We start from the raw sequence: 21,207 nt of genomic DNA, 5'->3' as shown, positions 1-21,207 counted from the left end.
TGCCACATTCCCGCGGGCGTTGCCTCGGTCCGTTGACTAATTTTCCGTTACCGCTTGGCAATGCCGCAACAGCGGTGTATCTTTCCGGCAACATCCCCACGGCCGGATTCCATGTCGCCCACGACGCCCGAGACCGCCTCGACCCTGTGGCGCCAGCTTCTGTACTGGGCGGCACGCCTTCGGCTCGCCAAGCGGCTCGCGTTCGCGCTCAGCCTCGCCGCGATCGCCGCGGGGGTGGCGACCTACGCCGCCCTGACCGACGCGCCGCCGTTCGGCGAGAGCGACCCGGCCACGGTGACCCTGCTGCTCACCCTCGACCTGGTGCTGCTGCTGCTGCTGGGGGCGCTGGTCGCGCGGCGCATCGTGCAGCTCTGGATCGTCCGCCGCCGCGGCCAGGCGGGCTCGCAGCTGCACGTCCGGCTGGTCGCCATGTTCAGCGTTCTGGCGGTGGCGCCGGCGATCATCATGGCCGCCTTCGCCGCGGTCTTCTTCTACCTCGGCATCCAGTCCTGGTTCAGCGAGCGGGTGCGCACGGCGATCCATGAGTCTCTGGAGGTGGCGACGGCCTACCTCCACGAGCACCAGCAGAACATCCGCGCCGACGCCCTGGCCATGGCCAACGACCTCAACCAGGACTCCGCCCGCCTGGTCGGCGACCTCGACCGCTTCGAGCAGGTGGTGGCGACCCAGGCGATGCTCCGCGCGCTGTCCGAGGCGGTGGTGTTCAACGGCACCAACGGCCGCATCCTGGCCCGCTCCGGCTTCACCTTCACCCTGCAGTTCGACCCGATCCCCGATTCCGCGCTGGAGGAGGCGCGCAGCGGGGAGGTCGCGGTGATGACCAACGAGAGCGACGACCGGGTGCGCGCCCTCGTCCGACTCGACCGGTTCGTCGACACATACCTCTACGTCGGCCGGCTGGTGGAGCCGCGGGTGCTCGCCCACATGGAGGCGGCGCAAGGCGCGGCCACCCAGTACGCGGCCCTGGAGGGCGAGCGCGGCAGCCTGCAGATCACCTTCACCATGATCTTCGTGGTGGTGGCGCTGCTGCTTCTGCTGGCCGCGGTGTGGGCCGGCCTCCACTTCGCGACCCGCATGGCGCGTCCCATCTCGGCGCTGATCGGCGCGGCGGAGCGGGTGCGGGCCGGCGACCTCACGGTGCGGGTGGAGGAGCCGCCGGGCGAGGACGAGCTGGGGCTGCTGTCGCGCGCCTTCAACCGGATGACGACGGAGATCGCCACCCAGCGGCGCGAGTTGCTGAACGCGAACCGCCAGGTCGACCAACGCCGCCGCTTCATCGAAACGGTGCTGTCCGGCGTGTCGGCCGGAGTCATCGGCCTGGACGGGGAGGGCGTGGTCAACCTGCCCAATCTGTCGGCGGCGCGCCTGCTCGGGGTCGAGCAGCCGGAGTCGCTGGTCGGACTGCCGCTGACCCGGTTGTTGCCCGAGGTCGCCGGGCTGCTGGAACAGGCGCCGCGCCGGCCGGGCCGGGCCGTCCACGACCAGGTCCAGGTGCGCCGCCCCGGCCAACCGCCGCTGACCCTGCTGGTGCGGATCGTCGCGGAGGGGCTGCCCGACAGGGTGCGCGGCTACGTGGTGACGTTCGACGACATCACCGAGCTGGTGTCGGCCCAGCGCAAGGCGGCCTGGGCCGACGTGGCCCGCCGCATCGCCCACGAGATCAAGAACCCGCTCACCCCCATCCAGCTCTCGGCCGAGCGGCTGCGCCGCAAGTACCTGAAGCAGGTGCCGCCCGACGACACCGAGGTGTTCACCCTGTGCACCGACACCATCGTGCGCCAGGTCGACGACATCCGGCGCATGGTCGACGAGTTCTCCGCCTTCGCGCGGATGCCGCAGCCGGTGATGAAGCCGGTGAACCTGAACGATCTGGTGCGGCAGTCCGTGTTCCTGCAGTCGAGCGCCCACCACGGCACGGTGCGCTTCGACATGCAGCTGCCGCCCGGCCCGCTCACCGTGCCGGTGGACGGGCGGCAGATCTCCCAGGCCCTCACGAACCTGCTGCAGAACGCGGTGGACGCCATAGAGGGGCGCCCCACGCCGCCCGACGGCGGCGCGCTGCCGCCCGGCCGGGTGGCGGTGCGCATCGAGGAGGACGCCGAACGCGTCGTCCTGGCGGTCGAGGACAACGGCAGAGGCCTGCCCACCGACGAGGCGCGGCACCGCCTGACGGAACCCTACGTCACCACGCGGACCAAGGGCACCGGCCTTGGCCTCGCGATCGTCAAGAAGATCATGGAGGACCACAGCGGCACGCTGACGCTCGACGATGGCGGCGACGGCGGGGCGCGGGTCTGCCTGATCTTCCCGCGGGAAACCATGGCGGCGGCCGGAAACGGCGCCGGAACCGACAACCGTCCGGCCGGGGCCGGCGGCGAAGAGAGGCAACGAGCCCATGGCGCATGACATTCTGATCGTCGACGACGAAGCGGACATCCGGATGCTCATTGCCGGCATCCTCAACGACGAGGGCATGAAGACCCGCGAGGCGGGCGATGCCGACCAGGCCTTCGCCCAGGTGGCGGCGCGGCGCCCCAACCTGGTGGTGCTCGACATCTGGCTGCAGGGCAGCAAGCTGGACGGCCTGCAGATCCTGGAGCGGCTGATCCACGACCACCCCAACCTGCCGGTCATCATGATTTCCGGCCACGGCACCATCGAGACGGCGGTCGGCGCCATCAAGATGGGCGCCTATGACTTCATCGAGAAACCCTTCAAGGCCGACCGCCTGCTGCTGATGGTGGACCGCGCCATCGAGGCGGCGCGGCTGAAGCGCGAGAACCAGGAGCTGAAGCTGCGCGCCGGCGGCGAGATCGAGCTGATCGGCCGCTCCACGGCCATCAGCCAGGTCCGCCAGGCGATCGACAAGGTCGCCCCGACCGGCAGCCGGGTGCTGATCACCGGCCCCGCCGGCTCCGGCAAGGAGGTGGTGGCCCGGCTCATCCACGCCCGCTCGCGCCGCACCGGCGGGCCGTTCGTCGGCCTGAACTGCGCCACCATGCGGCCGGACCGCCTGGAGATGGAGCTGTTCGGCACCGAGATCGGGGTCGACGGGACGGGGCGCAAGACCGGGACGTTCGAGCAGGCCCACACCGGCACCCTGCTGCTCGACGAGGTGGCCGACATGCCGCTGGAGACCCAGGGCAAGATCGTGCGCGCCCTCCAGGAGCAGACCTTCGAGCGGGTCGGCGGCGGCCACCGGGTCGAGGTGGACGTCCGCGTGATCGCCACCTCCAACCGCGACCTGCAGGCCGAGATCGAGCAGGGGCGGTTCCGCCAGGACCTGTTCTATCGCCTGGCCGTCGTGCCGATCCGGGTCCCCTCGTTGGCCGAGCGCCGGGAGGACATCCCGCTGCTGGCCCGCCACTTCATGCTGCGCTCGGCCGAGGCGGCCGGCCTGCCGGCGCGCGAGTTCGGCGAGGATTCCATGGCCGCGCTCCAGGCCTATGACTGGCCCGGCAACGTGCGCCAGCTCCGCAACGTGGTGGACTGGCTGCTGATCATGGCCCAGGGCGATCCCAAGGAGGCGATCCGCGCGGACATGCTGCCGCCGGAGATCGGCGCCATCACCCCCACCGTGCTCAAGTGGGACAAGGGCGGCGAGATCATGGGCCTGCCGCTGCGCGACGCCCGCGAGGTGTTCGAGCGCGAGTACCTTCTGGCCCAGGTCACCCGCTTCGGCGGGAACATCTCGCGCACCGCCTCCTTCGTCGGCATGGAGCGCTCGGCCCTGCACCGCAAGCTGAAGTCGCTGGGCGTCCACGGCAACGACAAGGGCAAGCCGTTCCTGGAGTGAGGGACGCCGCAGCCGGGTTCAGCCGGCGAGATGGACGATGTCCACCAGGTCGGGATCGGACGCGACGTCGAAGGGATGGCCGGCTTCGCACAGCGCCGCCGGGATCGGCGCGCCCTGGCCGTGGAGTTCGGCCCGGCGGCGCGCCAGCATGCGATAGAGCAGAACCACCAGCCGGGCGCGGTCCGCCGGTGCGGGATCGAGCCCTTCGCGCAGGCGGTAGACCTCCAGCCCGTGGACCACGTTCAACAGCAGGGCCTCGTCGATCCGTTCCACCGGCCGGCGGTTTGGGGCGGGCTGTGCCGGTTCGGCGGCCTCCTCGCGCATCATCGGCCCGGTCCCGGTGGCGACCCAGTCCATTGACACACCCTTCGAGGCGCACAGCCGCGACACCGTGTCGAAGAATGGTCGGTTCAGGCCCTTGAGCTGACGGGCGAGCTGGTCTGTCGAAATGTTTGCGGCCTTTGCCGCGGCGGTCCGAGATGCATAGAGTGCAACGACCGCAGCCATGCGGTTGGTCACGCCGGCCGCGGCGTCGCGGTCCGTCATGTTCGCCTCGCCCGTCGCCTGCCGGACGCCGTTCTCCATTTGATATCACTCACTTCTTTGCGTTTTTGCCGCCAGCAAATGGTCGCCCGGAGCGGGGGTCTGCACCAGACCGAAAGTTTGCATTGACACCCGTATGTATTACGACTTACGGTTCGTAGACGAAGCAAGTAGGCGGCATCTCTGCATATATAAACCGCATGAATGACGTCTTGGGGTGGCAGGCCTCTCGCGGAGTCGCGGCGGGCCCCGTGCCCGGGACTCAACCGAATGACACCCTCGTGCACGGAATCCGCTTGCGCAGCGCGGGTCATTGGAGACGCATTGGCTGAGCTGTGGGGTCTCCAGCGCTCCGTCTGGAGACCCGGTCCACGCATACTTGCAGGTTATACGTCGATGGCGCGGCAATCGATGATCGAGTTGCCGCAAGGATAACGTCCCGGCGGGCGCGGGCCGCCGCATGTGGGCCGTCTCGCCGATCGAACGGCAAATCGGTCGCTCCCGGGAATTGGCGGAAAGGAACATCACTCCATGACGTTCAGCAATGTGCCGATTTCGGGCAAAATTCTATCGATCGTGGCGCTCCTCGGGCTGATCTCGGTGGCCATCGCCGGCGTCGGCATCGCGGGGCTGGGCAGTCTGAGCAGGGCGACCGACCGCATCGAGACCGCCGGCCTCCTTGCCGCCGAAGGCGCCCGGTTGAACCGGAACCTGATGGAGCTCAGCCGCAGCGAATATTACCTCGCGGCGAATCCGGCGAGCCTCGGCCGCATGGAACGGGAGATCGAGAGCCGCCGTGAGGCGGTGAACCGGCGCCTGTCCGAATCGCAAGCCGACGCGGACGCGACGCAGCGCCAGATGCTCGACGAAATCCGCGAGCTGTTCGCCGTTTATGACGCCAACCTCGACGCGACGATGGCGCTGGCGAAGCAGCACCAGGCGGCGCCGGTCGGCGAGGCGCAACAGCAGATGCTGGCGCAGATCGGCGGGATCAGCGGCACGCTCGACACCCTCAACCACAAGGTTCGCGAATACACCACCTACGGCGACACCAAGGCCAGCCGGATCTCCCGGGAAGCCTCGGACACCGCCGCCCAGGCGCAACGCATGATGATGGCCACCGCCGCCGTCGGCATCGTGCTCGGCGCCATCGCCGGTTTCCTGATCGCGCGCCGCGGCGTCGTCAATCCTGTCCGGGCGGTCGTCCGCTCCCTGCGGTCGCTGGCCGACGGCGACCTCACCGTCGACATCTTCGGTGTCGGCAGGAAGGACGAGATCGGCGACATCGCCAAGACCATGGTGGTGTTCAAGGACAACGCCCTGGAGCGGCACCGCCTCACCGAGGAGCAGGCGCAGGCGCAGCGGGCCCGGGAGGAGAGGGCCCGGGCGGTCGACGCCATGGTCCGGGAGTTCGACGGCCGGATCAGCGAGGTGCTGGGAGTCGTGACCTCGGCCGCGGCCGAGCTGGAGGCGACCGCCCAGGCCATGACGGCGTCGGCCATGCAGACCAGCCAGCAGACCACCGACATGGCTGGCGCCACCGCCCAGGCGTCGGCCAACGTGCAGACGGTCGCCGCCGCGACGGACCAGATGAACAGCTCCATCCAGGAGGTCGCCCGTCAAATGGCCGACGCGCGGAAGGTGGCGGAACAGGCCTCGACCCAGGCCTCGCGCGCCGAGGAGCTGGTGCGGGGGCTGGGCGGTGTCGGGCAGCAGATCGGTGACATCGTCGGTCTGATCTCCGGCATTGCCGGCCAGACCAACCTCTTGGCGCTCAACGCCACCATCGAGGCGGCGCGGGCCGGCGAGGCGGGCAAGGGCTTCGCCGTGGTGGCGTCCGAGGTCAAGGCCCTCGCCAACCAGACGGGGCGCGCCACCGAGGACATCCGGGGCCAGGTCAACGCGATGCAGACGAGCATCGAGGGCGCGGCGGAGGTCATCGCCGGCGTCGCCGCCGTGGTCTACCGGCTGAACGAGATGGCCACGATCGTGGCATCCGCGGTCGAGGAGCAGAGCGCCGCGACCTCGGAAATCGGCCGCAACGCGTCCGAGGCGGCCCAGGTGACCGAGCGGGTCAGCGCCAACGTCGTCCACGTCCAGCAGGCGGCCGAGTCGTCTGCGTCCGGGTCGGCCCAGGTGCTGAGCTGTTCAAAGGAGCTGGCCAAGCGGGCCGTGAGCCTGAAGGAGGACATCGACTCCTTCATCGACGGGGTGCGCGCCGCCTGACCGCGCCGAGCGTGCCCGTGCCGCCGCGGGCCGGCACGGGCATGCCGCCGCCGAAGGCCGGCGGGGACCTCCGGTCAGCACAAGGTCGTTGGAACGCGGCGCCACCCCCGCCCAGAACGGCGCCTCCCATCCCTGTTGCCAAACCGAGTTCGGCGGGCTATGAAAGCGCCGTCGTCAAAACCTCACGCGGGCTGGCGGACCCTCGGCTTGACCACCGATGGCCCGCTCCGGTGTTTGCGCCCCCGACGGGGCCGGACAACGCCCGCGGCGGAGCAACCGGAAAAGGACCGTTACCCATGCCTATGCCGACCTTTACCATGCGCCAGCTCCTCGAAGCCGGCGTCCACTTCGGCCACCACACCCGCCGGTGGAACCCGAAGATGCAGCCGTTCCTGTTCGGCGTGCGCAACGGCGTGCACATCATCGACCTGGAGCAGACGGTGCCGATGCTGCACCGCGCCATGCAGGCGGTGCGCGACGTCGTCGCCGGCGGCGGCCGCGTCCTGTTCGTCGGCACCAAGCGCCAGGCCCAGGAGAAGGTGGCCGAGGCGGCGTCGCGCTGCGGCCAGTACTACGTGAACCATCGCTGGCTCGGCGGCATGCTGACCAACTGGAAGACCATCTCCCAGTCGATCAAGCGCCTGCGCGAGATGGAGGAGCGGCTGTCGGGCGACACCGGTGGCCTGACCAAGCGCGAGATCCTGCAGCTGACCCGCGAGCGCGACAAGCTGGAGCGCGCGCTGGGCGGCATCAAGGAGATGGGCGGCCTGCCGGACGTGCTGTTCATCATCGACACCAACAAGGAGTCGATCGCCGTCAAGGAAGCCAACAAGCTGGGCATCCCGGTGGTCGCCATCATCGACAGCAATTCCGATCCCGACGGGGTGGCGTTCCCGGTCCCGGGCAACGACGACGCCCTGCGCGCGATCGACACCTACTGCGAGCTGATGGCCAGTTCGGTGCTCGACGGTCTGCAGGCCGAGATGGTGGCCGCCGGCATCGACGTCGGCAACCGTGAGGATGCCACCGAGGAGGCCCTGCCCGAGGACGAGCCGGCCGAGGCCGCCGCCGAGGCGCCCGCCGCCGAGGCCGAGCCGGTCGCGCCTCAGGCCTGAGGCCAAGCCCGCCGACCGGCGGGCCCGGGTTGACCAGCGCAATGCCGCGACCCTGCCGGGTGCGGCATTGCGCGACTCCGGCCGACCCGCCATCGTGCGGGGACGCCGGTGACGATCGCCGCGGCACCGGGTCGACCGCGCGATGCATGGATTCGTTTGGACCGCTTCGACAAAGAGGACTTTAACCATGGCCGAGATTTCCGCCGCGCTCGTCAAGGAACTGCGCGAGAAGACCGGTGCCGGCATGATGGACTGCAAGAAGGCGCTGAGCGAGACCAGCGGCGACCTTGAGGGCGCGGTCGACTGGCTGCGCAAGAAGGGCCTCGCCGCCGCCGCCAAGAAGTCGGGCCGCGTGGCGGCCGAGGGTCTTGTCGCCATCGCCACCTCGGGCACCGCGGGCGCCGTGGCCGAGGTGAACGCCGAGACCGACTTCGTGGCCCGCAACGACACCTTCCAGGGCTTCGCCGCCAAGGTCGCCGAGATCGCGCTGGGCACCAGCGGCGAGGTCGAGGTGGTGCGCCAGGCCGCCTATCCCGGCACCGGCCACACCGTCCAGGACGAGCTGACCAGCCTGATCGCCACCATCGGCGAGAACATGAACCTGCGCCGCTCCGCCAAGCTGGCGGTGTCCGCCGGCGTCGTCTCGGCCTACATCCACTCCGCCACGGCGCCCGGGCTGGGCAAGATCGGCGTGCTCGTCGCCCTGGAGTCGACCGGCGACCAGGAGAAGCTGAACGAGCTGGGCCGCCAGGTCGCGATGCACGTCGCCGCCGCCCGCCCCGAGGCGCTGGACGTCGCCGATGTCGACACCTCCGCCCTGGAGCGCGAGCGCAACGTGCTGGCCGAGCAGGCCCGGGCGTCGGGCAAGCCGGAGAGCATCATCGAGAAGATGGTCGAAGGCCGCCTGCGCAAGTACTACGAGGAGGTCTGCCTGCTGGAGCAGACCTACGTCATCGACGGCGAGACCAAGGTCCGCAAGATCGTCGAGGACGCCGCCAAGACGGTCGGCGCCCCGGTGAAGGTCACCGGCTTCGTCCGCTTCGCGCTGGGCGAGGGCATCGAGAAGCAGGAGCAGGACTTCGCCGCCGAGGTGGCCGCCGCTGCCGGCACGAAGGCCTGATGTCGACCGGCGCCCGCCGGCGGCCGGGGGCCGCCGGCGGGCGCCGTCCGTTCGTATCCGATGTCGTCGAAGCCACTTACCGGGAGCCGGTCCATGGGCCAAACCAGCGGGGCACCCGTGCCCGACACAGGCACCCGCTTCAAGCGGGTCCTCTTGAAGGTGTCGGGCGAGGCGTTGATGGGGCAACGCGACTACGGCCTCGAACCGGAGGTGGTCAACCGTGTCGCCGACGAGGTGAAGGCGACCATCGCGCTCGGTGTCCAGGTCTGCCTGGTCATCGGCGGCGGCAACATCTTCCGCGGCGTCAAGGGGGCGGCGTCGGGCATGGAGCGGGCGAGCGCCGACTACATGGGCATGCTCGCCACCGTGATCAACGCGCTGTCCATGCAGAGCGCCCTGGAGCGCAAGGGCGTGCACACGCGGGTCCAGTCGGCCATCCCCATGTCGTCGGTGTGCGAGCCCTACATCCGCCGCCGGGCGATCCGCCACATGGAGAAGGGGCGGGTGGTGATCTTCGCCGCCGGCACCGGAAACCCGTTCTTCACCACCGACACCGCCGCGGCGCTGCGGGCCTCGGAGATGGGCTGCGACGCGCTGCTCAAGGGCACCCAGGTGGACGGCGTCTACACCGCCGACCCCAAGAAGGACGCCGCCGCCACCCGCTACGAGCGGCTGACCTACCTGGAGGTGCTGTCGCGCGATCTCCAGGTGATGGACGCCACCGCGATCTCCTTGGCGCGCGAAAGCCATATCCCCATTCTCGTGTTCTCGATCCACACCCCCGGGTCCTTCGCCGAGGCCATGGCCGGGCGTGGCAAGTTCACGATCATCACCGAAGAAAGGGAGTGAACCGTGGCCGATCCCGATATCAACGATCTCACGCGGCGCATGGACGGGGCGATCGAGGCCTTCCGCAAGGAGCTCGCCGGCCTGCGCACCGGACGTGCGTCGGCCAGCCTGCTGGAGCCGGTGACGGTTGAGGCCTATGGTTCGCGCATGCACCTGAAGGAGGTCGGCACGGTGTCGGTTCCCGAACCGCGCCTGATCACCGTGCAGGTGTGGGACCGCGGCATGGTGAAGGCCGTCGAGAAGGGCATCCGGGAGTCGGGCCTCGGCCTCAACCCGCAGACCGAGGGGCAGACGATCCGCGTGCCGATCCCCGATCTCAACCAGGAGCGCCGCAAGGAGCTCGCCAAGGTCGCCAACAAGTACGCCGAGCAGGCCCGCGTCGCCGTGCGCAACGTGCGCCGCGACGGCATGGACATGCTGAAGAAGATGGAAAAGGCCAACGAACTGACCCAGGACGAGCACAAGACCTGGGCCGACGAAGTGCAGGGCCTGACCGACCAGCACATCAAGCTGGTGGACGAGGCGCTGGCGGCCAAGGAAAAGGAAATCATGCAGGTTTGAGGAGCCGGGGCCGACGCATGCGCGACGCTCAGGAGAGCCGCCCGGAACCGCCCGTCCACGTGGCCATCATCATGGACGGGAACGGCCGCTGGGCGAAGGCGCGGGGCCTGCCGCGCACCGCGGGGCACCGCAAGGGGGTGGACGCCGTGCGCCGCGCGGTCGAGGCGGCGCGCGAGCTCGGGCTCGGCTATCTGACCATCTTCAGCTTCTCGTCGGAGAACTGGCGCCGGCCGGACGACGAGGTGAGCGAACTGATGGGTCTGCTGCGCTACTACCTGCGCAGCGAGATCGCCGAGCTGCACAAGGCCGGGGTGCGCCTGCGCGTCGTCGGCGACCGCGCCCGGCTGGCCGCGGACATCGTCGGCCTGATCGAGAACGCCGAGGACCTGACCAGGTCCAACACCGCCCTGACGCTGGTCGTCGCCCTCAACTACGGGGCGCGGCAGGAGATCGTCGACGCCGCCCGCCGGCTGGCCGAGGACGCCGCCGCGGGGCGGCTCGACCCCGCCGCCATCGACGCCGCGGCGGTGTCGGGACGTCTCTACACCCACGACATTCCCGATCCCGACCTGATCGTCCGGACCAGCGGCGAGCAGCGGCTCAGCAACTTCCTTCTGTGGCAGTCGGCCTACGCGGAGCTGGTGTTCCTGGACACGCTCTGGCCCGATTTCACGAAGCGCGACCTGGAGGTGGCCATTGACGAGTTCCACCGGCGGGAACGCCGGTTCGGCGCCGCCACCGCCGGCTCCCGGTAAGGCCGGCGACCTCAAGGTCCGCGCCGTCTCGGCGCTGGTCCTCGGGCCGGTGGTGCTGGTCGCCGTGTGGGCCGGCGGCTGGGTGCTGAAGGCCCTGCTGGCGGCCACGGCGGTGGTGTCCCTGTGGGAATGGGTGCGCATGGTGGCGGCGGACCGGCGCGCGGTGACGGGGCCGTCCGCGGTGGCCGCGCTCGTCGCGGTGCTGGCCGTGCACGTCGCGGCCGGCCCGCTGCTGGCGCTGCTGGCCGCCTTCGCGCTGGCCGGGGTGGTGACCGCCACCGCGGGCATGGGCCGCTGGCTGGCCGGCTTCGGCGTCCCCTACGTCGCGGCGGGGGTGCTGGCGCTGGATTGGCTGCGCGACTCGCCCACCGCCGGGCTCGGCCTGTTCCTGTTCGTGCTGCTCGCGGTGTGGGCCACCGACATCGGTGCGTACGCCGCGGGCCGGGCCATCGGCGGCCCGAAGCTGGCGCCGCGGATCAGCCCGAAGAAGACCTGGGCCGGGCTGGTCGGCGGGGTGGCCGCCGCCGCCCTGGTGGGGCTGGCGGTGGCGCTGGCGGCCGGCGCGGCCGCCCCGCCGCTGGCCGCTCTGGCCGGTGGCTGCACGGCGGTCGTGGCCCAGGCCGGCGACCTGTTCGAATCCGCCGTGAAGCGACGGTTCGACGTCAAGGACAGCGGCCAGCTCATTCCCGGGCATGGCGGGCTGCTCGACCGCATCGACGGGCTCCTGGTCGCGGCCCCGGTGCTGGCGCTCTTCCATGCGACGGTGGGACTGTGGGTGCAATGGTGGTGAATCCGGCGGTGCGGCGCGATGAGCCCCGCCGCGTGACGGTCCTGGGCTCGACCGGGTCGGTGGGGACCCAGACCATCGACCTGATCGCGCGCGACCCCGACGCCTTCGCCGTCGAGGCGCTGACCGCCCATCGCAACGTCGACCTGCTGGCGCAGCAGGCGCGCCGCCTCGGCGCCCGCCTCGCCGTGGTGGCCGATCCCGACGCCTACCGGGCCTTGAAGGCGGCGCTGTCGGGCAGCGGGGTCGCGGCCGCCGCCGGGCCGGAGGCGGTGGCCGAGGCGGCGTCGCGCCCGGCCGACTGGGTGATGGCGGCGATCGTCGGCGCCGCCGGCCTGGCGCCGGTGCTGGCGGCGGTGCGGCGCGGCGCCTGCGTGGCCTTCGCCAACAAGGAGGTGCTGGTGTGCGCCGGCGCCGTGATGATGGACGAGGTGCGGGCCCACGGCGCCACCCTGCTGCCGGTCGACAGCGAGCACAACGCCATCTACCAGTGCTTCGACTTCGCCCGCCCCGACCGGGTGCGCCGGCTGATCCTCACCGCGTCGGGCGGTCCGTTCCGCACCCTGGACCGGGCGGCCATGGCGGCGGCGACCCCGGCCCAGGCGGTGGCCCACCCGACCTGGGACATGGGCGCCAAGATCTCGGTCGACAGCGCCACCATGATGAACAAGGGGCTGGAGATCGTCGAAGCCCATTTCCTGTTCGCCATGCCCGAGGAGCGCATCGACGTGCTGGTCCATCCGCAGTCGGTGATCCACTCCCTGGTGGAGTACGTGGACGGGTCGGTGCTTGCCCAGCTCGGCACGCCGGACATGCGCACGCCCATCGCCCACACCCTGGCCTGGCCCGACCGGATGGCCACGCCGGCCCGCCGACTCGACCTGGTGGAGGCGGCGACGCTCACCTTCGAAGCGCCGGATCCCCAGCGTTTCCCGGCCCTGGGGCTGGCCCGGGCGGCCTTGCAAAGCGGGGGGGCCGCTCCTACTATTCTCAGTGCCGCCAACGAGGTGGCGGTGGCGGCGTTTCTCGCGGGCCGTGTCGGCTTCCTCGACATCGCGCGGATCGTCGAGGACACGCTGGCGGCGCTGCCGCACACGGCGCCCGCCGGTCTCGCCGACGTCCTCGACGCGGACGCGCAGGCGCGGCGGTGCGCGGCCGATCGCGTGGGCGGGTGAGCGGCAGCCCTGATCGGCAACCCTGAACGGCAACCGCGGGCCCACCCCGGCGGGCCGGCGGACAAGGCGGACGGTTGATGGACTTCCTGGGCGGTTTCGGCATCTCGGTCTTCGCGTTTCTCATCGTCCTCTCGGTGCTCGTGTTCGTTCACGAGTTCGGCCACTACTACATCGCCCGGCGCAACGGGGTGCGGGTGGAGGTGTTCTCCATCGGGTTCGGTCCGGAGCTGTTCGGCTGGTTCGACCGGGCCGGCACGCGGTGGAAGTTCAGCGCGCTTCCCCTGGGCGGCTACGTGAAGATGTTCGGCGACGCCGATCCCGCCAGCACCCCCGGCGCCGACCTGCCGGCGATGACACCGGAGGAGCGGGCGGTGTCGTTCCACCACAAGCGGGTGGGGCAGCGCGCCGCGGTGGTCGCCGCCGGTCCGATGGCCAACTTCGTCTTCTCGCTGGTGGCGCTGACGATCCTGTTCGCCACCGCCGGCCAGCCCTTCACCCCGCCCGAGGTGGGCGGGGTGCAGGAGGGCAGCGCCGCCGAGGAGGCCGGGCTGCTGCCGGGCGACGTGATCGTCGCCATCGATGGCACCGGCATCCAGCGCTTCGAGGAGATCCGCCAGATCGTCTCGATCAAGCCGGACCAGCCGCTGCGGATCAGCGTCGAGCGCGACGGTGCCGAGCGCGCCGTGACCGTCACCCCCAAGGCCACCGAGCTGACCGACCGATTCGGGAACGTCCACCGCATCGGCCTGCTCGGCATCACCCGGGCGAGCACCGAGAACGTGCGCCATGATCCCGTCACCGCGGCGTGGCAGGCGGGCCGGGAGATCGTCGGCATGATCAGCGGCACCTTCACCGCGGTGGGCCAGATGATCGACGGGTCGCGGGGCACCGAGGAGCTGGGCGGTCCGCTGCGCATCGCCCAGATGTCGGGAGAGGTGGCGCAGAACGGTGGCTACGCGCTGATCTGGTTCATGGCCTTCCTGTCGGTCAACCTCGGCCTCATCAACCTCTTCCCGATCCCCATGCTGGACGGCGGCCATCTCCTGTTCTACGCCATCGAGGCGACGCGTGGCCGGCCGCTCGGTGCCCGGGCGCAAGAATACGGTTTCCGCATCGGGTTGGCTCTGGTATTAACGCTCATGGTCTTCGCCACGTGGAACGATCTGGTTCAACTCCGCGTGGTCGACTTCTTCAAGGGACTCGTTTCCTAAATAATCGTCAGAAGCCAGGGGGCGTGCTTTGCGGGTGTCGTCGAATGTTCTGGCGCTCGGCCTGATGGCCGGCTGCGCCATGACAACGGTAACTGTTGCCTTGGCGCAGACGGGGAGCACGATCACCGGTGGGCCGATGCCGGCCCCCGGTGCCCAGCCGGCCATCGAGATCGCCCAGGCCACGCCCGGCGGAACGATCCGGGAGATCCGTGTCGAGGGCAGCCAGCGCATCGAGCCCGCGACCGTGCGCTCCTACCTGACGGTGCAGCCGGGCGACCCCTTCAGCCCGGACCGCCTGGACGAGTCGCTGAAGTCGCTGTTCGCGACCGGCCTGTTCTCGGACATCCAGCTGCTGCGGCGCGGCGACTCCCTGGTCGTCCAGGTCGCGGAGAACCCGATCATCAACCGGATCGCCTTCGAGGGGAACCGGCGGGTCGAGGACGAGAACCTGCAGTCGGAGATCCAGCTCCGGCCGCGCCAGGTCTACACGCGCACCCGCGTGCAGAACGACGTGCAGCGGGTCATCGACATCTACCGGCGCCAGGGGCGGTTCGCCGCGACGGTGGAGCCGAAGATCATCGAGCTCGACCAGAACCGGGTGGATCTGGTGTTCGAGATCGAGGAGGGGCCGCGCACCGGCGTCCGCTCGATCAGCTTCGTCGGCAACGAGGCGTTCAGCGACGGCTCGCTGCGCGAGGAAGTGCTGACCAAGGAGACCGCCTTCTGGCGTTTCCTCACCTCCGACGACAACTACGATCCCGACCGCTTGACCTACGACCGCGAGCTGCTGCGGCGGTTCTACCTGCGCGAGGGCTACGCGGACTTCCGGGTGGTGTCGGCGGTGGCGGAACTGACGCCCGACCGCGAGGACTTCTTCATCACCTTCACCATCGAGGAGGGTGAGCGCTACAAGTTCGGGACCGTCGATGTCCGCACCAACCTGCGCGGACTCGATCCCGAGCAGTTGCGCGGGGTGGTGTCGACCGAGGAAGGCGAGTGGTACGACGCCGGCGAGGTCGAGAAGACCATCGCCGCCCTGAGCGACGCCGCCGGCGACCTGCAATACGCGTTCGTCGACGTCCGGCCGCGGGTGCAGCGCAATCGCGACGAGAACACCATCGATGTGGTCTACGAGATCGGCGAGGGCCCCCGCGTCTTCGTGGAGCGCGTGGACATCGCCGGCAACGTGCGCACGCTGGACAAGGTGATCCGGCGCGAGATGATGCTGGCCGAGGGGGATCCGTTCAACACCACCAAGCTGCGCCGCTCCGAGCAGCGCATCAAGGACCTCGGCTTCTTCGAGCGGGTGCAGGTGACGACCCAGCAGGGCTCGGCGCCGGACCGCTCGGTGGTGAACATCGAGGTGGCCGAGCAGTCCACCGGCGAAATCGCCATCGGCGCCGGCTTCTCGACCACCGACGGCATCCTCGGCGACTTCTCGATCCGCGAGCGCAACCTGCTGGGCCGCGGCCAGGATCTGCGCTTCGGCGCCACCTTGTCGTCGCGCCGCCAGGAGTACGACATCAGCTTCACCGAGCCGTACTTCCTCGACCGCGACCTCCAGGCCGGCATCGATCTGTTCCGCACCACCCGGGACTATCAGGACGAGGCGTCGTACGACGAGAAGAACACCGGCTTCGCGTTGCGCACCGGCTTCCCGCTGACCGAGTACCTGCGCCAGCGCGTCTATTACCAGCTCCAGTCCACGGAGATCGACGATGTCCCCAGCGACGCCTCGATCTACATCCGCGACCAGGAGGGCGCGCGCACCAACTCGCTGATCGGCCAGGAGCTGACCTACGACCGCCGCAACAGCCGGCTGACCCCGACCGACGGCTATTTCGGCCGCCTGTCCACCGACGTCTCCGGCCTTGGCGGCACCACCCGGTTCGTCCGCGCGCGGCTGGCCGGCGGCTACTATCTGCCGCTGAGCGACGACGACAAATGGGTGGTCAGCGCCACCGGCGAAATCGGCATCATCCACGACTTCAAGGACGAGGACGTGTTCCTCGCCGATCGGTTCTTCATGGGTGGCGACACGCTGCGCGGCTTCGAAACCGCCGGCGTCGGTCCGCGCGATCTGAGGACCGACGACGCGCTGGGCGGCACCCGCTACTACCGCGGGTCGCTGGAGATGACCTTCCCGCTCGGCGTGCCGGAGGAGTTCGGTCTGAAGGCCCACGCCTTCACCGATTTCGGCAGCGTCGGCGGCAGCGTCGTGGACGGCGACCCCAACGTGGCCACCGACGCCACCGTCCGCGTGTCGGTGGGTGCCGGCGTCTCCTGGCGGTCGCCCTTCGGGCCGATTCGCATCGATGTCGGCCTGCCGGTGGTCAAGGAAGAGTACGACAAGAAAGAGATCTTCCGTTTCAGCTTCGGAACCAGGTTCTAAACCCATGACCTTCAAATCCACCGCCGGCGCGACCGCCGCGGGCAAGACGATGTCGGCGCTGCTCGCCGCGACCACCATGGCCGGCGGCGTCGCCGTCGCCCTGGCGATCGCCGGCCCGGCCGCCGCCCAGCAGGCCGCGCCGGCCGCGTCCGCCGCCCCCGCGGACGCCACGGCCCCGCTGCCCACGCCCATCATCGGCGTGCTGGACGTGCAGAAGATCCTGCAGGAATCCTCGGCCGCCAAGGGCATCCAGCAGGCGGTCGAGACGCAGCGCGACACCTACCAGAAGGAGATCGCGTCGCTCGAGGAGAAGCTGCGGAACGCCGAGGCCGAGCTGCGCAAGCAGCAGACCGTGCTGGCGCCCGACGCGTTCGCCGCCAAGCGCCGGGATTTCGAGAAGCAGGTGTCGGAGGTGCAGCGCACCGTCCAGGCGCGCAAGCGCACCCTCGACACCGTGCTGAACGAGGCGATGGGGCAGGTCCAGAAGACCATGTACCAGATCATGATGGACGTCGCCGGCAACCGCGGCATCAACGTCGTGGTGCCGCGCCAGTCGGTGCTGATCTTCGAGCCCAAGCTGGATCTCACCGCGACGGTGCTGAGCCAGCTGAACGAGAAGCTGCCCAAGGTCGCGGTCAGCATTCCCAAGCAGTAAGGCGCCGTCCCCGGCGCCGGCGTGCGATGGTCAGGGCCCCGGCGCCGGCCACGGCCGTCGCCGTGGCATCGGCCGTTCCCGCGGGCCCGTGACGATTGATCCGGTGCGGGAAATGGGGCAAAAGGGGCCGGACGTCCGTGGCCGGACCGGGACGTCGGCGTGGTGAACAGCGGACGGACGGACGATGGACGTGGCGGCAGAGAACGGATCGGAAGGCGGCGCGGACAACCCCAACAAGGTTGCCGACATGGACGTCTTGCGGGTGATGCAGATGATCCCGCACCGCTACCCCATGCTGATGATCGATCGGGTGGTCGACATCGTGCTGAACGAGACCGCCGTCGGCATCAAGAACGTCACCATCAACGAGCCGTTCTTCGCCGGCCATTTCCCGTCGCGGCCGGTGATGCCGGGGGTGCTGATCATCGAGGCGATGGCCCAGACCGCCGCCGTGCTGGTGGTGTCGACCCTTGGCAGCAACGCCGAGGGCAAGCTGGTCTATTTCATGACCATCGACGAGGCGCGGTTCCGCAAGCCGGTGATGCCCGGCGACCAGCTCCACATCCACGTGGCCAAGCAGCGCAACCGCGGGAACGTGTGGAAGTTCAAGGGCGAAGCCAAGGTGAACGGCGTCCTGGTGGCGGAGGCGACCTATTCCGCCATGATCCTGGACGAGAAATGACCGTTTCCATTCACCCCAGCGCCATCGTCGACCCCGCGGCCAGCCTCGGCGCGGGCGTCAGCGTCGGTCCGTTCTGCACGGTCGGTCCCGACGTCGCGTTGGGTGACGGGGTCCGCCTGGTGTCCCACGTCGCCGTCGACGGGCGCACCCGGATCGGCGAGGGGACGGTCGTCTACCCCTTCGCCTCCATCGGCCATCCGCCCCAGGACCTCAAGTACCGCGGCGAGCCCTCGGAGCTGATCGTCGGCCGCTTCAACCAGATCCGCGAAAGCGTCACCATGAATCCCGGCACCGAGGGTGGCGGCATGGTGACCCGGGTCGGCGACCACTGCCTGTTCATGGTGGGCGCCCACGTCGCCCATGACTGCCTGGTCGGCGACCGGGTCATCATGGCCAACAACGCCACCCTGGCCGGGCATGTGGTGGTCGGCGACCACGCCATCCTGGGCGGCCTGTCGGCGATCCACCAGTTCGTGCGCATCGGCCCCCACGCCATGATCGGCGGCATGTCCGGCGTCGAGAACGACGTCATCCCCTACGGCCTGGTGATGGGCGAGCGGGCCCGGCTGGCCGGCCTGAACCTGGTGGGCCTGGAGCGGCGCGGCTTCGCCAAGGACGAGATCCGGGCCCTGCGCGGCGCCTACAAGGCCCTTTTCACCGCGACCGGCGACACCTTCGCCGGCCGCCTGGACGAGGTGGCGGCCAGCTTCGGCGAGGCCGCACTGGTCGTCCAGATGCTGGAGTTCATCCGCACCAAGGCGTCGCGCCCCCTGCTTCAGCCCCGCCAGGACGGGGCCTGACCGGCGCCGCGCGGCTCGGCCGTCATGGGCGATCCCGCTCGGACCCTCGGAATCCTGGCCGGTGGCGGAGTGCTTCCGGCGCGGTTGGCCGCCGCGGTGCGCGGTGCCGGCCGCGCGGTGTTCGTCGTCGCGTTCGAGGGGCACACGGACCCGGCGTCGGTGCACGGCGTTCCCCACCTGTGGAGCCGGTTCGGCGCGGCCGGTTCGATCATCGCCCGGCTGCGCGACGAGGGCGTCGGCGACCTGGTGTTCGCCGGCCCGGTGCGCCGCCCGTCCCTGGGCGAGCTGCTGCCGGATTGGCGGACCGCCCGCTTCCTCGCCCGGGTCGGTGCCAAGGCGTTCGGGGACGACGGGCTGTTGCGGGCGGTGACCCGGGAGCTGGAGGACGAGGGATTCCGGGTGGTCGGCCTGCACGAGATCCTCGGCGACCTGCTGACGCCGCCCGGCGCCCTCGGCGCCCGGCACCCCGACGACGACGCATGGCGCGACATCGCCCGTGGCGTGGAGGTGGCGCGGGGCCTCGGTGCCCTGGACGTCGGCCAGGGCTGCATCGTCCAGCACGGCATCGTCCTCGCCGTGGAGGCGATCGAGGGCACCGATGCGATGATCGAGCGGGCCGGCCCGTTGCATCGCAGCGGCCGCGGAGGGATTCTCGTGAAGATGCGCAAACCCCAGCAGGACCGCCGACTCGATCTGCCGACCATCGGCACGGCGACGGTTGTCAACGCGGCGTCCGCCGGCCTCGCCGGAATCGCCGTCGAAGCCGGCGGCAGCCTGGTCGTCGACCGCGCCGCGGTGGCCATTGAGGCGGACCGGCTCGGCCTCTTCGTGGTCGGCGTGGACGCGCCGCCATGACCGATGCCGCGCGGTCCGGGCCGCTGGTCTACCTCATGGCGGGTGAGCCCTCGGGCGACGCCCTGGGGGCACGCCTGATGGCCGCCCTGAAGCGTCTGACCGGCGGGCGCGTCCGCTTCGCCGGCATCGGCGGCGAGCGCATGGCCGCCGAGGGACTCGAGTCCCTGGTCCCCCAGGCGGAGCTCGCCCTGTTCGGGGTGGTGGAGCTTCTGCCGCAGCTTCCCAACCTGATGCGGCGCCTCGGCCAGACCACGGCCGACGTGCTCCGGCTGAGGCCCGACGTGGTGGTCAGCATCGACTCGCCCGGGTTCACCGTGCGCGTCGCCCAGCGGGTGCGGGCGGCGGCGCCGGCGATCCCGCTGATCCATTACGTGGCGCCCACGGTGTGGGCGTGGAAGCCGGGCCGGGCCGCCAAATACGCCGCGATCTACGACCATCTGCTGGCGATCCTCCCCTTCGAGCCGCCGTATTTCGAGCAGGCCGGGCTCGCCTGCACCTTCGTCGGCCACTCCGTCGTCGAGGGTGGCGCCGGGCGAGGCGACGCCGCGGCGTTCCGTGCCCTCCATGGGCTCGCGCCGGACGAGCGTCTGGTCTGCGTGCTGCCGGGCAGCCGGCGTGGCGAGGTCTCCCGGCTGCTGCCGGATTTTCGCGGCACGCTGGAGCGGCTGCTGCCGGCGCACCCCGGTCTGGTGGCGGTGGTGCCGACGGTCGCCAACGTGCGGGATCGGGTCGCGGCGGCGGTTGCCGACTGGCCGCTGCGCACCGTCGTGGTGGAGGGCGAGGCCGAGAAGCACGACGCCTTCGCCGCCGCGGAGGTCGCGCTGGCGGCCTCCGGCACCGTGGCGCTGGAGCTCGCCCTGGCCGGCCTGCCCGCGGTGATCGCGTACCGCCTCAACCCGCTGACGGTGGCGCTGTACCGCCGGCTGATCAAGATCAAGTATGCCAACCTGGTCAACCTGATGCTCGACCGCATGCTGGTCCCCGAGCTGTTGCAGGAGGAGTGCCGCGCCGATCGCCTGGCGGCGGCGCTCGGCCGCCTGCTCGACGATCCGGAGGCGCGGCGGGACCAGGTGGAGGGCGTGGCCGAGGTGGCCCGTTGGCTGGGCCGCGGCGGCACCCCGCCCAGCGAGCGCGCCGCCCGCGTCGTCCTCGACGTGGCGGCGAAGACCCGAAGAGAAGGAGACAGAGAATGAGCGAGGCCACCGGAGAGTTCCGGCTCCTGCACACCATGCTGCGGGTGCTCGACCTGGAGAAGTCCCTGGACTTCTACACCCGCCTGCTCGGCATGACCCTGCTGCGCAAGTCCGATTTCGAAGGCGGGCGCTTCACCCTGGCGTTCGTCGGCTATGGCCCGGAGTCCGACACGGCGGTGCTGGAGCTGACCCACAACTGGGACCAGACCGAGCCCTACGACATCGGCACCGCCTACGGCCACATCGCGCTGGGCGTTCCCGACATCCACACGACCTGCGCGCGGCTGGCGGCGGAGGGCGTGAAGATCCCGCGGCCGCCGGGTCCGATGAAGCACGGCTCCACCGTCATCGCCTTCATCGAGGACCCCGACGGCTACAAGGTGGAGCTGATCGAGCGGGCCTGATCGGGCGTCGTCCGGATCGCGCCACCGCTCCCGCATCCCCCGCGCCCGGCACGGGCCGGGGGCGCGG

The 21,207-nt window shown here is 70.4% G+C and carries 19 protein-coding genes; 18 read left to right on the top strand and 1 reads right to left on the bottom strand.

What is annotated here, in order from left to right; translation table 11 throughout:
• Positions 1-111 precede the first annotated feature (111 nt).
• Both AC6H2I_RS11400 and ntrX read left to right on the top strand, forming a co-directional pair.
• Entirely contained in the window at positions 112-2,427 is a 2,316-nt protein-coding gene (locus AC6H2I_RS11400) for a sensor histidine kinase NtrY-like (RefSeq protein WP_497500748.1), read from the top strand.
• Positions 2,417-3,817, top strand: coding sequence for a nitrogen assimilation response regulator NtrX (ntrX, locus tag AC6H2I_RS11395; RefSeq protein WP_497500747.1), 1,401 nt, complete (start codon positions 2,417-2,419; stop codon positions 3,815-3,817). The genes AC6H2I_RS11400 and ntrX overlap by 11 nt, the downstream gene beginning before the upstream one ends.
• 18 nt (positions 3,818-3,835) lie before the next feature.
• On the opposite strand, the gene AC6H2I_RS11390 is transcribed toward ntrX, so the two are convergent.
• Positions 3,836-4,174, bottom strand: coding sequence for a hypothetical protein (locus tag AC6H2I_RS11390; protein ID WP_497500746.1), 339 nt, complete (start codon positions 4,172-4,174; stop codon positions 3,836-3,838).
• A gap of 717 nt (positions 4,175-4,891) precedes the next feature.
• On the opposite strand from AC6H2I_RS11390, the gene AC6H2I_RS11385 reads away from it, so the two are divergent.
• The 16 genes from AC6H2I_RS11385 (at position 4,892) to gloA (ending at position 21,140) form a co-directional block, all read left to right on the top strand.
• On the top strand, positions 4,892-6,586 hold the full coding sequence (locus tag AC6H2I_RS11385; RefSeq protein ID WP_497500745.1) for a methyl-accepting chemotaxis protein: 1,695 nt from the start codon (positions 4,892-4,894) through the stop codon (positions 6,584-6,586).
• A gap of 296 nt (positions 6,587-6,882) precedes the next feature.
• Complete coding sequence (gene rpsB / locus AC6H2I_RS11380; protein WP_497500744.1) at positions 6,883-7,701, top strand: 30S ribosomal protein S2; 819 nt, start codon at positions 6,883-6,885, stop codon at positions 7,699-7,701.
• A gap of 187 nt (positions 7,702-7,888) precedes the next feature.
• Positions 7,889-8,821, top strand: a complete 933-nt coding sequence (tsf, locus tag AC6H2I_RS11375; protein ID WP_497500743.1) for a translation elongation factor Ts — start codon at positions 7,889-7,891, stop codon at positions 8,819-8,821.
• Positions 8,822-8,914: 93 nt separating this feature from the next.
• Complete coding sequence (gene pyrH / locus AC6H2I_RS11370) at positions 8,915-9,670, top strand: UMP kinase (RefSeq protein WP_497500742.1); 756 nt, start codon at positions 8,915-8,917, stop codon at positions 9,668-9,670.
• Positions 9,671-9,673: 3 nt separating this feature from the next.
• The gene (gene frr, locus AC6H2I_RS11365; RefSeq protein ID WP_497500741.1) at positions 9,674-10,231 is read left to right on the top strand and encodes a ribosome recycling factor; all 558 of its coding nucleotides are present in this window, start codon (positions 9,674-9,676) and stop codon (positions 10,229-10,231) included.
• A 17-nt stretch (positions 10,232-10,248) separates the two neighbouring features.
• Positions 10,249-10,986, top strand: coding sequence for an isoprenyl transferase (locus AC6H2I_RS11360; protein WP_497500740.1), 738 nt, complete (start codon positions 10,249-10,251; stop codon positions 10,984-10,986).
• On the top strand, positions 10,928-11,776 hold the full coding sequence (locus AC6H2I_RS11355; protein ID WP_497500739.1) for a phosphatidate cytidylyltransferase: 849 nt from the start codon (positions 10,928-10,930) through the stop codon (positions 11,774-11,776). Before AC6H2I_RS11360 ends, AC6H2I_RS11355 begins: the two co-directional genes overlap by 59 nt.
• The gene (locus AC6H2I_RS11350; protein ID WP_497500738.1) at positions 11,767-12,948 is read left to right on the top strand and encodes a 1-deoxy-D-xylulose-5-phosphate reductoisomerase; all 1,182 of its coding nucleotides are present in this window, start codon (positions 11,767-11,769) and stop codon (positions 12,946-12,948) included. The genes AC6H2I_RS11355 and AC6H2I_RS11350 overlap by 10 nt, the downstream gene beginning before the upstream one ends.
• A 77-nt stretch (positions 12,949-13,025) precedes the next feature.
• On the top strand, positions 13,026-14,159 hold the full coding sequence (rseP, locus tag AC6H2I_RS11345) for an RIP metalloprotease RseP (protein ID WP_497500737.1): 1,134 nt from the start codon (positions 13,026-13,028) through the stop codon (positions 14,157-14,159).
• A 79-nt stretch (positions 14,160-14,238) separates the two neighbouring features.
• Positions 14,239-16,551, top strand: coding sequence for an outer membrane protein assembly factor BamA (gene bamA / locus AC6H2I_RS11340; protein ID WP_497500797.1), 2,313 nt, complete (start codon positions 14,239-14,241; stop codon positions 16,549-16,551).
• Positions 16,552-16,555: 4 nt separating this feature from the next.
• Positions 16,556-17,206 (top strand): OmpH/Skp family outer membrane protein, encoded by a 651-nt coding sequence (locus tag AC6H2I_RS11335; RefSeq protein WP_497500736.1) that lies wholly within the window; start codon positions 16,556-16,558, stop codon positions 17,204-17,206.
• A 184-nt stretch (positions 17,207-17,390) separates the two neighbouring features.
• Entirely contained in the window at positions 17,391-17,888 is a 498-nt protein-coding gene (gene fabZ / locus AC6H2I_RS11330) for a 3-hydroxyacyl-ACP dehydratase FabZ (RefSeq protein ID WP_497500735.1), read from the top strand.
• Positions 17,885-18,688 carry an acyl-ACP--UDP-N-acetylglucosamine O-acyltransferase gene (gene lpxA, locus AC6H2I_RS11325; protein WP_497500734.1) on the top strand — a complete coding sequence of 268 codons (804 nt, stop codon included), beginning with the start codon at positions 17,885-17,887 and terminating at the stop codon, positions 18,686-18,688. The genes fabZ and lpxA overlap by 4 nt, the downstream gene beginning before the upstream one ends.
• 24 nt (positions 18,689-18,712) lie before the next feature.
• Positions 18,713-19,543, top strand: a complete 831-nt coding sequence (locus AC6H2I_RS11320; RefSeq protein WP_497500733.1) for an LpxI family protein — start codon at positions 18,713-18,715, stop codon at positions 19,541-19,543.
• Positions 19,540-20,736 (top strand): lipid-A-disaccharide synthase, encoded by a 1,197-nt coding sequence (gene lpxB / locus AC6H2I_RS11315; RefSeq protein WP_497500732.1) that lies wholly within the window; start codon positions 19,540-19,542, stop codon positions 20,734-20,736. The genes AC6H2I_RS11320 and lpxB overlap by 4 nt, the downstream gene beginning before the upstream one ends.
• A complete protein-coding gene (gene gloA / locus AC6H2I_RS11310; RefSeq protein ID WP_497500731.1) occupies positions 20,733-21,140 on the top strand; it encodes a lactoylglutathione lyase in 408 nt (135 codons plus the stop codon). Before lpxB ends, gloA begins: the two co-directional genes overlap by 4 nt.
• The last annotated feature ends 67 nt before the right edge of the window (positions 21,141-21,207 follow it).

The organism is Azospirillum sp. NS33 (genome assembly GCF_059703765.1).
Note: the sequence above shows the minus strand (reverse complement) of the source record. Positions and strands in the feature narration are given on the sequence as shown.

Coding starts and splice junctions, on each gene's coding strand:
- AC6H2I_RS11400 (WP_497500748.1), top strand. CDS start 112: ATGTCGCCCACGACGCCCGAGACCGCCTCGACCCTGTGGCGCCAGCTT.
- ntrX (WP_497500747.1), top strand. CDS start 2,417: ATGGCGCATGACATTCTGATCGTCGACGACGAAGCGGACATCCGGATG.
- AC6H2I_RS11390 (WP_497500746.1), bottom strand. CDS start 4,174: ATGGACTGGGTCGCCACCGGGACCGGGCCGATGATGCGCGAGGAGGCC.
- AC6H2I_RS11385 (WP_497500745.1), top strand. CDS start 4,892: ATGACGTTCAGCAATGTGCCGATTTCGGGCAAAATTCTATCGATCGTG.
- rpsB (WP_497500744.1), top strand. CDS start 6,883: ATGCCTATGCCGACCTTTACCATGCGCCAGCTCCTCGAAGCCGGCGTC.
- tsf (WP_497500743.1), top strand. CDS start 7,889: ATGGCCGAGATTTCCGCCGCGCTCGTCAAGGAACTGCGCGAGAAGACC.
- pyrH (WP_497500742.1), top strand. CDS start 8,915: ATGGGCCAAACCAGCGGGGCACCCGTGCCCGACACAGGCACCCGCTTC.
- AC6H2I_RS11360 (WP_497500740.1), top strand. CDS start 10,249: ATGCGCGACGCTCAGGAGAGCCGCCCGGAACCGCCCGTCCACGTGGCC.
- AC6H2I_RS11350 (WP_497500738.1), top strand. CDS start 11,767: ATGGTGGTGAATCCGGCGGTGCGGCGCGATGAGCCCCGCCGCGTGACG.
- rseP (WP_497500737.1), top strand. CDS start 13,026: ATGGACTTCCTGGGCGGTTTCGGCATCTCGGTCTTCGCGTTTCTCATC.
- bamA (WP_497500797.1), top strand. CDS start 14,239: ATGACAACGGTAACTGTTGCCTTGGCGCAGACGGGGAGCACGATCACC.
- AC6H2I_RS11335 (WP_497500736.1), top strand. CDS start 16,556: ATGACCTTCAAATCCACCGCCGGCGCGACCGCCGCGGGCAAGACGATG.
- fabZ (WP_497500735.1), top strand. CDS start 17,391: ATGGACGTGGCGGCAGAGAACGGATCGGAAGGCGGCGCGGACAACCCC.
- lpxA (WP_497500734.1), top strand. CDS start 17,885: ATGACCGTTTCCATTCACCCCAGCGCCATCGTCGACCCCGCGGCCAGC.
- AC6H2I_RS11320 (WP_497500733.1), top strand. CDS start 18,713: ATGGGCGATCCCGCTCGGACCCTCGGAATCCTGGCCGGTGGCGGAGTG.
- lpxB (WP_497500732.1), top strand. CDS start 19,540: ATGACCGATGCCGCGCGGTCCGGGCCGCTGGTCTACCTCATGGCGGGT.
- gloA (WP_497500731.1), top strand. CDS start 20,733: ATGAGCGAGGCCACCGGAGAGTTCCGGCTCCTGCACACCATGCTGCGG.